Annotated in this window: 7 protein-coding genes; 4 read left to right on the top strand and 3 right to left on the bottom strand. The window is 38.6% G+C overall.

The window, feature by feature from the left end:
• From ACYVTD_RS08785 to ACYVTD_RS08800, 4 genes are all read left to right on the top strand, one after another.
• The coding region (locus ACYVTD_RS08785; RefSeq protein ID WP_461247402.1) for a penicillin-binding transpeptidase domain-containing protein at positions 1-1,259 on the top strand (1,259 nt) is incomplete at its 5' end.
• A 1-nt stretch (position 1,260) separates the two neighbouring features.
• A complete protein-coding gene (locus tag ACYVTD_RS08790) occupies positions 1,261-1,731 on the top strand; it encodes an FtsW/RodA/SpoVE family cell cycle protein (RefSeq protein ID WP_461247403.1) in 471 nt (156 codons plus the stop codon).
• A complete protein-coding gene (rodA, locus tag ACYVTD_RS08795; RefSeq protein ID WP_461247404.1) occupies positions 1,698-2,390 on the top strand; it encodes a rod shape-determining protein RodA in 693 nt (230 codons plus the stop codon). The genes ACYVTD_RS08790 and rodA overlap by 34 nt, the downstream gene beginning before the upstream one ends.
• Positions 2,390-4,786 (top strand): TIGR03936 family radical SAM-associated protein, encoded by a 2,397-nt coding sequence (locus tag ACYVTD_RS08800; RefSeq protein ID WP_461247405.1) that lies wholly within the window; start codon positions 2,390-2,392, stop codon positions 4,784-4,786. Before rodA ends, ACYVTD_RS08800 begins: the two co-directional genes overlap by 1 nt.
• A 22-nt stretch (positions 4,787-4,808) precedes the next feature.
• Here ACYVTD_RS08800 and ACYVTD_RS08805 read toward each other — a convergent pair whose 3' ends face one another.
• The 3 genes from ACYVTD_RS08805 to ACYVTD_RS08815 form a co-directional block, all read right to left on the bottom strand.
• On the bottom strand, positions 4,809-5,387 hold the full coding sequence (locus ACYVTD_RS08805; protein WP_461247406.1) for a hypothetical protein: 579 nt from the start codon (positions 5,385-5,387) through the stop codon (positions 4,809-4,811).
• A gap of 153 nt (positions 5,388-5,540) precedes the next feature.
• Entirely contained in the window at positions 5,541-6,284 is a 744-nt protein-coding gene (locus ACYVTD_RS08810; RefSeq protein WP_461247407.1) for a hypothetical protein, read from the bottom strand.
• On the bottom strand, positions 6,281-6,652 hold a 372-nt coding region (locus ACYVTD_RS08815; RefSeq protein ID WP_461247408.1), incomplete at its 5' end, for a tetratricopeptide repeat protein. The genes ACYVTD_RS08815 and ACYVTD_RS08810, both read right to left, overlap by 4 nt.

Raw genomic sequence — 6,652 nt, forward strand, 5'->3', positions numbered from 1 at the left:
GTATAGAAAAGCAATATGATTCGCTGTTAAGGGGCAAACCCGGCTGGGAAACAAGAACCGTCGATTCCAGAGGCAGACGGATAACAGGAGATGAAAATGTTACCCGCGTGCCTCCCGATATAGGCAAAAATCTTGTCTTAACAATAGACGCTTCTTTACAAACGCTTGTTGAAAAAGCAATAGGCAATCAAATTGGCGCGGCTGTCGTTATGAGACCTTCAACGGGAGAGATTCTTGCAATGGTTTCTTACCCTTGGTATGATCCTAATATTTTTACGGATGGAAATAACTCTGATTACATGGCGTTAGTTGACGATCCTGCAAAACCTTTTATTAACCGCGCTATTCAATCAAATTATCCGCCGGCGTCAACTTTTAAATTAATTTTAACTACGGCAATTTTGTCTGAAAATCTTTTTTCACCGGAACAAACTATAGTTTGCCGTGGAATTATGAGATACGGCAACCGCGACTGGCATTGTCATCTTCGTTCAGGTCATGGAAGAATGAATTTAACAACAGCGTTAAATCAATCGTGTAACATTTATTATATGACTGTAGGCAGAGATTATGTAGGCGCTGAAAGAATTGTATCTTACGCAAAAGATTACGGTTACGGCGAGGTTACGGGCATTGATATTCCGGGAGAAATTGCGGGATTTATACCGACACCGCAATGGAAAGAACGCAAATATCATGAAAAATGGGTGTTAGGCGATACAATGAATATGTCAATCGGGCAGGGGTATTCTCTTGTTACTCCGTTACAAATGACCAATTTAGTAAGTATGATTGTGAATAACGGAAAAAATTACAAACCTCATATTTTAAAAGAAGTGCGCGATCCTGTTACAAACGCAATAGAAAAAGCTGCGGTTCCGGAAGTAATTCATGAAAGTAATATAAGTTCTGCAGTTTATGAAACTGTGCGCCGCGATATGAGATATGTTGTAAGTCAGGGAACCGCGCAATATCCGCTGAATATAAAAACTGTACAGATTGCCGGAAAATCAGGAACGGCGGAAATGGGACTTTTGGACAGATGGCATTCATGGTTTACGGCATTTGCTCCGTATAATAGCACAAATCCAAACGACCAAATAGTAGTTACGGTTATTATTGAAGCCTCAACTTATCAGGTATGGATGGCTTCCGCCGTAAGCGCAATTATTTTTCAAGGGTATTTTGGAAAACAGAATTTTGAAGATGCGGTACGCTCTTTGGGATTCCAGTATATGGTAACGGCGAGGGGACAATAAATTGAAGTTACGCGACATTCTTGAAATTGATTATTTATTACTCCTTCCCGTAATATTTCTTATGATAATGGGCGTTTTCTTTATTTATTCATCGGGAATAACATCGGACGGAATTCAAGTTTCAAATGAACATTACAAACAAATTATATGGGCATCTATTGGTTTAGTAATAGCAATTATAATGTCATTGATAAATTATAGGAGAATTTATAATTTATCGCTTTATATTTATTTGCTTTCTCTTTTGCCGCTTATTTATACATTACTGTTTGGTCATGAAATTTATAATTCTTCCCGCTGGCTTAGAATAGGTTCTTTTGGATTACAAATGTCAGAGTTTGTAAAAATTTCCGTAATTATTATGCTTGCGCGTTTATGGTATCGTGTATCGCGCTTACTGGAGTATTATTGGTTTTACCTTTATGGCAGTCTTATATATTGCGTAAATCAATTGCTTTTATTTCAGCGTTAACAAGAATAAAAGTTATTGTTCTTATAATATTATTTTTTGGCGTAATTTCCGCCATAGCGTTTTTTGGATATGTTAAATTCAAGAAAAAATATTTTTTCTGGATTGTTTATACTTCGGCTATTATTGTGTTTTCGCTTGGAGCTTCTTTTGCCGCGCGTATAGTATTAAAAAATTACCAGATAATGCGCCTTATTGTTTTTCTTGATCCAAATGTTGACCCAAAAGGCGCGGGTTGGAATATAATACAGTCCGTTACGGCTATTGGAGCCGGCGGTGTTACAGGCAGAGGTTTTTTACAGGGTACGCAAAGCCATTACCGCTTTTTGCCCGAACAAAGCACGGATTTTATTTTTTCCATATTCTCGGAAGAAGCCGGGTTTTTGGGTGGATTATTTGTGTTTGCGCTTTTTTTGTTTATTTGTTCCAGACTGTTATCGACAATGAAAACGGTTACGGATCCATTCGCCAAATATTTTTGCGCGGGTCTTGCGGGAATGATATTTTTTCACTTTATTATCAATGTAGGAATGACAATGGGAATAATGCCGATTACAGGCTTGCCGCTTTTGTTTATGTCATACGGAGGCTCTTCCATTATGGCGTCTATGATTGGCATAGGCATTGCTTTAAGTATTTACATAAGAAGGTTTAACCGTTAATGCCTGTCGTAAGGTATGTAGACCCTGTAAAAGAAATAGGCAGTCTTCTTTTAGATGTGGAAAAACCTGCGCGTTATACAGGCGGCGAATACGGAATACTTGCGTCAAATAAAAAACTTTCAGAAGATGACTTAACCACAATAATAGCGTTTCCCGATCTTTATGAAATAGGAATGGGAAACCAGTCCGTGCGAATTATCTATAATAATTTAAACAATAAAAAAAATATTTTCTGCGACCGTGCTTTTGCCCCCGCCCCTGATTTTGAAAAATTGTTACGCGAAAATAATATTCCTATTTATGGACTTGATACGGGCATAAGCGCAATGTCTGTAGATTTGTTTATGTTTACGCTTGGTTATGAACTTGGCTTAAACGGCATACTTACAATGTTGGACGTATCAAAAATTCCGCTTCACTGCGAGGAGAGAACTTCCGCTCACCCAATAGTCATTGCAGGAGGTCCGGCGGTTTCAAATCCATTGCCATATTCGCCGTTTATTGACGCTTTTTGGATAGGGGAGGCGGAAGATGAATTTTTTAACCTTGCGCAAGAATTATCCGAATTAAAAAAAATAGGGAAGGGTAGGGCACAGCTGCTTAAAAAAATCGCAGAACATTCTAGCGTATGGGTAAAAGGCAAAAAAAAAGCGACAAGAGCGATAACTACGAATTTTTCAAAAGAATCAAATGTGTACCCTATTCCAAGCATGAAAATTGTGCAACACCACGGCGCTGTAGAAATTATGCGGGGCTGTCCCAACGGCTGCAGGTTTTGCCATGCCGGTTACTGGTACAGACCTTGCAGGCAAAAGAATGAAGAACTTATAGCCGAGCAAATAAATGAAATGGTAACAAAAGGCGGCTGGCAGGAAATAAGCCTGTCCTCGTTATCATCGGGCGATTACTCTGGAATCGCTGAATTGGTAGAAAATCTTAATGCGCGCTTTAGCGATAAGCACATTTCATTCCAACTGCCCTCGCTTAAAGTTTCAGGTTTTTCGCTTTCAATACTTGAAAAAATCGCCGTAACAAGAAAAAGCGGACTCACGTTTGCCGTAGAAACGCCGAAAGATTTATGGCAAATGGCTATAAACAAAGAAGTAACCAGAGATTCAGTTGTTTCGATAATTACGGAGGCAAGGAAAAACGGCTGGAAAGGAGCGAAGTTTTATTTCATGATAGGGCTTCCAGTCCCTGATTGCGGTTTTAACGAAGAAGAGGAAATTGTTTCGTTTGTCGCGGATATTGGACGCATATGCAGAATGCATTTTAACATTAACGTAGGAATATTTATCCCAAAACCTCATACCCCATACCAATGGGCGCAGCAAATTGACAGTGAAATAGCTGAAAAAAAATTAAACTTTATTCGCTCAAAATTAAAACCCTTGGGACACAAGGTAAGCATTTCAGACCCGCTTATTTCGCAAATAGAGGGCATTTTAAGCAGGGGAGACGAGAGGGCTGGGTTCTTGTGCGAAAAAGCATGGCGGGAAGGAAGCAGACTAGACCCATGGAGCGAATTTATAAACAGGGAAGCTTGGCAAAAAATTATTGATGATAACCGTGATATTGCAGATGAAATTTTATCGGGAAAAAATGAAATACCATGGGCTAATATTGATTCCTGCGTAACAGGTGAATATTTACGGCAGGAATTGAAAAAGTCGCAGGAAAGCCAACGGACATTATCATGCAAAGAAAAGTGTAATAATTGCGGAATAGCGTCAAAAGTGTCCCCATGCTTGCCCAAAAAGACTGAAAACGCGGTAAATTCAAATACTTTTGTTAACCATGCAAAAAAAGAAGTTAACGAAACATCTAAACATAAAACTGATCCGTCGGTACATAGGGTATTATTCGGTTTTAGCAAAGAGGGAAGCGCCGTATTCCACGGGCATTTAAGCCTAATAGAGATTTTTTCGATGTCGTTTAGGAGAGCGGACATTCCTGTCTTGTATACTCAAGGTTTTAACCCGCTACCAAAAATGGAATTCGCGTCCCCGTTGTCAGTAGGTATCAGCGCGGACTTGGAAATAGCCTCTGTGGAATTTACCGACAAATTTTCAGCAGAGAGCTTTATAACGTCGCTTAACGAAAACTTGCCAAGCGGTATTGTCATTAAGCAGGCGGAATCTTTTTTAATAAAAAGCGGCATGAAAAAACATTCGTTATCATCGTTATTATGGGGTTTCCAATACAAATACAATGAAGAAACTGACTATGTTAACCAAAAAGAAGATAAAGTTTACAGGCAAAATAAGTTAAAAGACCGCAAATCTTTGTTTTTACTAAAAAGAACCGCAGTTCTGGCGCGAAATATATCTGGTGACGGCGGCGAATGGTTATCATATTTTGACGTATATCGGTCTCTGTATCCTGATAACGAATAAACCCGTCAAACGGCGTTTACGTTTAATTAATTGTCAGATTCATCGTATTTTCGTCTATTAATTCCCAATCAAATTTAATCTGATACGGATATGGATACGGAATAAATCCGACTTCCGCAGGATCTAATGTTCTTTCTTCTTTAGCGGATTCTGTTACTGAAAAATTTGGGGTAGATGTATAAATTAAAGCCGTTTCTTCTGCGTCTTCTATAATTTTTATTGATGGTTGTCCTTGATTATCAATAAAATCATCGGCTGTTATAGTTATCGGTATTGATAACATATTTACAACATTAAGAGTAAGCGGAATATTATCTGTAAAAGTATAAAATATTCCCGACGTACCATTATTCATGGTTTCTAAATTAATACTTTTTATATGTCCTGAAAAACTTATTTTCTCCGGAGCAAATCTTCCTTGTCCAGAGTTTATGGTATAGGTTATTGACGTATCTTTGGCAAGAGTTTTTATAACATCATTAAATGTAAACCTGATGTTTTTTGATGAATCATTGGTTATTGTATATTTAACATTGTCAAATTCATCTTGGCACGATCCTAAAAAAACGGCGATAAATAATATAAAAAGCGCTTTTTTCATGTTTATACGATTATTTTATTACGATTTTCATTCCTTGTCAATCGCCTTTTTCCAGCATAGCGTTGGTAGACAGAATACGCGTTATGAATAGTGAAATATACGGGTGAAAAGGAAAGCCGTACACTGTGTGGGATGCGCCTTTCCTGCTTATTATTAGTTTATATTTGGCAATTTAAAAATGCTGATAAATGTGGGTTTGCCGTAAAGTCTTGAAAAATTACCTTTATTTTGATTCGTCCCTACCGCTACAATATACATTAAAGCGTAGGCAAATTCAGATACGCCGTTTTGTCCTGAAACATCGGCGTTAATTGTTGGAATCGCATTCGCGTAATCGTTCATCTCGGGCGAACTGAAAAAATATCTATAACCGGCTCCGGTAGGTTTTGGATTAAATGCTCCCCCATCGGTTGAACGATAAATCGGATTATCAGGACTATCAATAAAAGGTTTTTCACCGTCTGTTAACGGAAATTGTATACTAAAAGAATCACCGGCTGTTGAAAGCACGGTATTTCTTATGTTTGATTTTTCAAGCTCAAGCTCATAAAATCCTCTGCCCTTGAACGTGTTTAAAGAAGGAATTGATGAAGTGTTTGACGGGTCTGTGTATGGATATAAAACGTTGTAATCAGATGATATTCTGGAATTATTACTTATTAATTCGGGAATAGTTCCGTATTCTGAACCGATAATATATATTTTATAGTAAATGATATACCCTGTTGCGTAAGAAATACTGGTAAGCGAATTTGTTGTTATAAACGCCTTGTTAGTTAATTCCCGCGTAATGTTGCTTTCAGAAACTTGTGGAAGATAAGAATATTCGTCGATTCCGCAGGACAATAATGCTAATAAACAAAGCGTAAATATTACCGATGTTTTTAGCAGGTTCATTTTTCCTCTATGACCGCGATTCTACTTCTGGCAAGGTTCTGCCAAACAGGTATTTCAGACCACTTGCTCAAAACAACGCGGTATGCGTCCACGGCGGCTGTTTTATTGCCAAGCGTTTCATTAAGCCTGCCAATTGAAAATTGAGCGCGCGCGGCGGCGGGAAACTCAAACTTGTGGGCTACACACTGCTCTAAAAGCTCTATTGCCTGTTCCAGATTACCCTGTTCTTCCGCGGCGGCGGCGGCGTTAAATAACGCTATCGGGGCAAGGTAGGTTTTATTTCCTTTTTTAGCCGCCGAAAGCCATGCTTCCTGAGCGTTTGTCCAATCCTTCCTGCTTGAATAAATCTGTCCAATAATAGCCCACGC

It is taken from the genome of Treponema sp. R6D11 (genome assembly GCF_054786075.1).

What these genes read in the sequence shown, in the direction of transcription:
- ACYVTD_RS08805 (WP_461247406.1), bottom strand. Translation starts at nt 5,387, where the DNA reads ATGAAAAAAGCGCTTTTTATATTATTTATCGCCGTTTTTTTAGGATCG.
- ACYVTD_RS08810 (WP_461247407.1), bottom strand. Translation starts at nt 6,284, where the DNA reads ATGAACCTGCTAAAAACATCGGTAATATTTACGCTTTGTTTATTAGCA.
- ACYVTD_RS08800 (WP_461247405.1), top strand. Translation starts at nt 2,390, where the DNA reads ATGCCTGTCGTAAGGTATGTAGACCCTGTAAAAGAAATAGGCAGTCTT.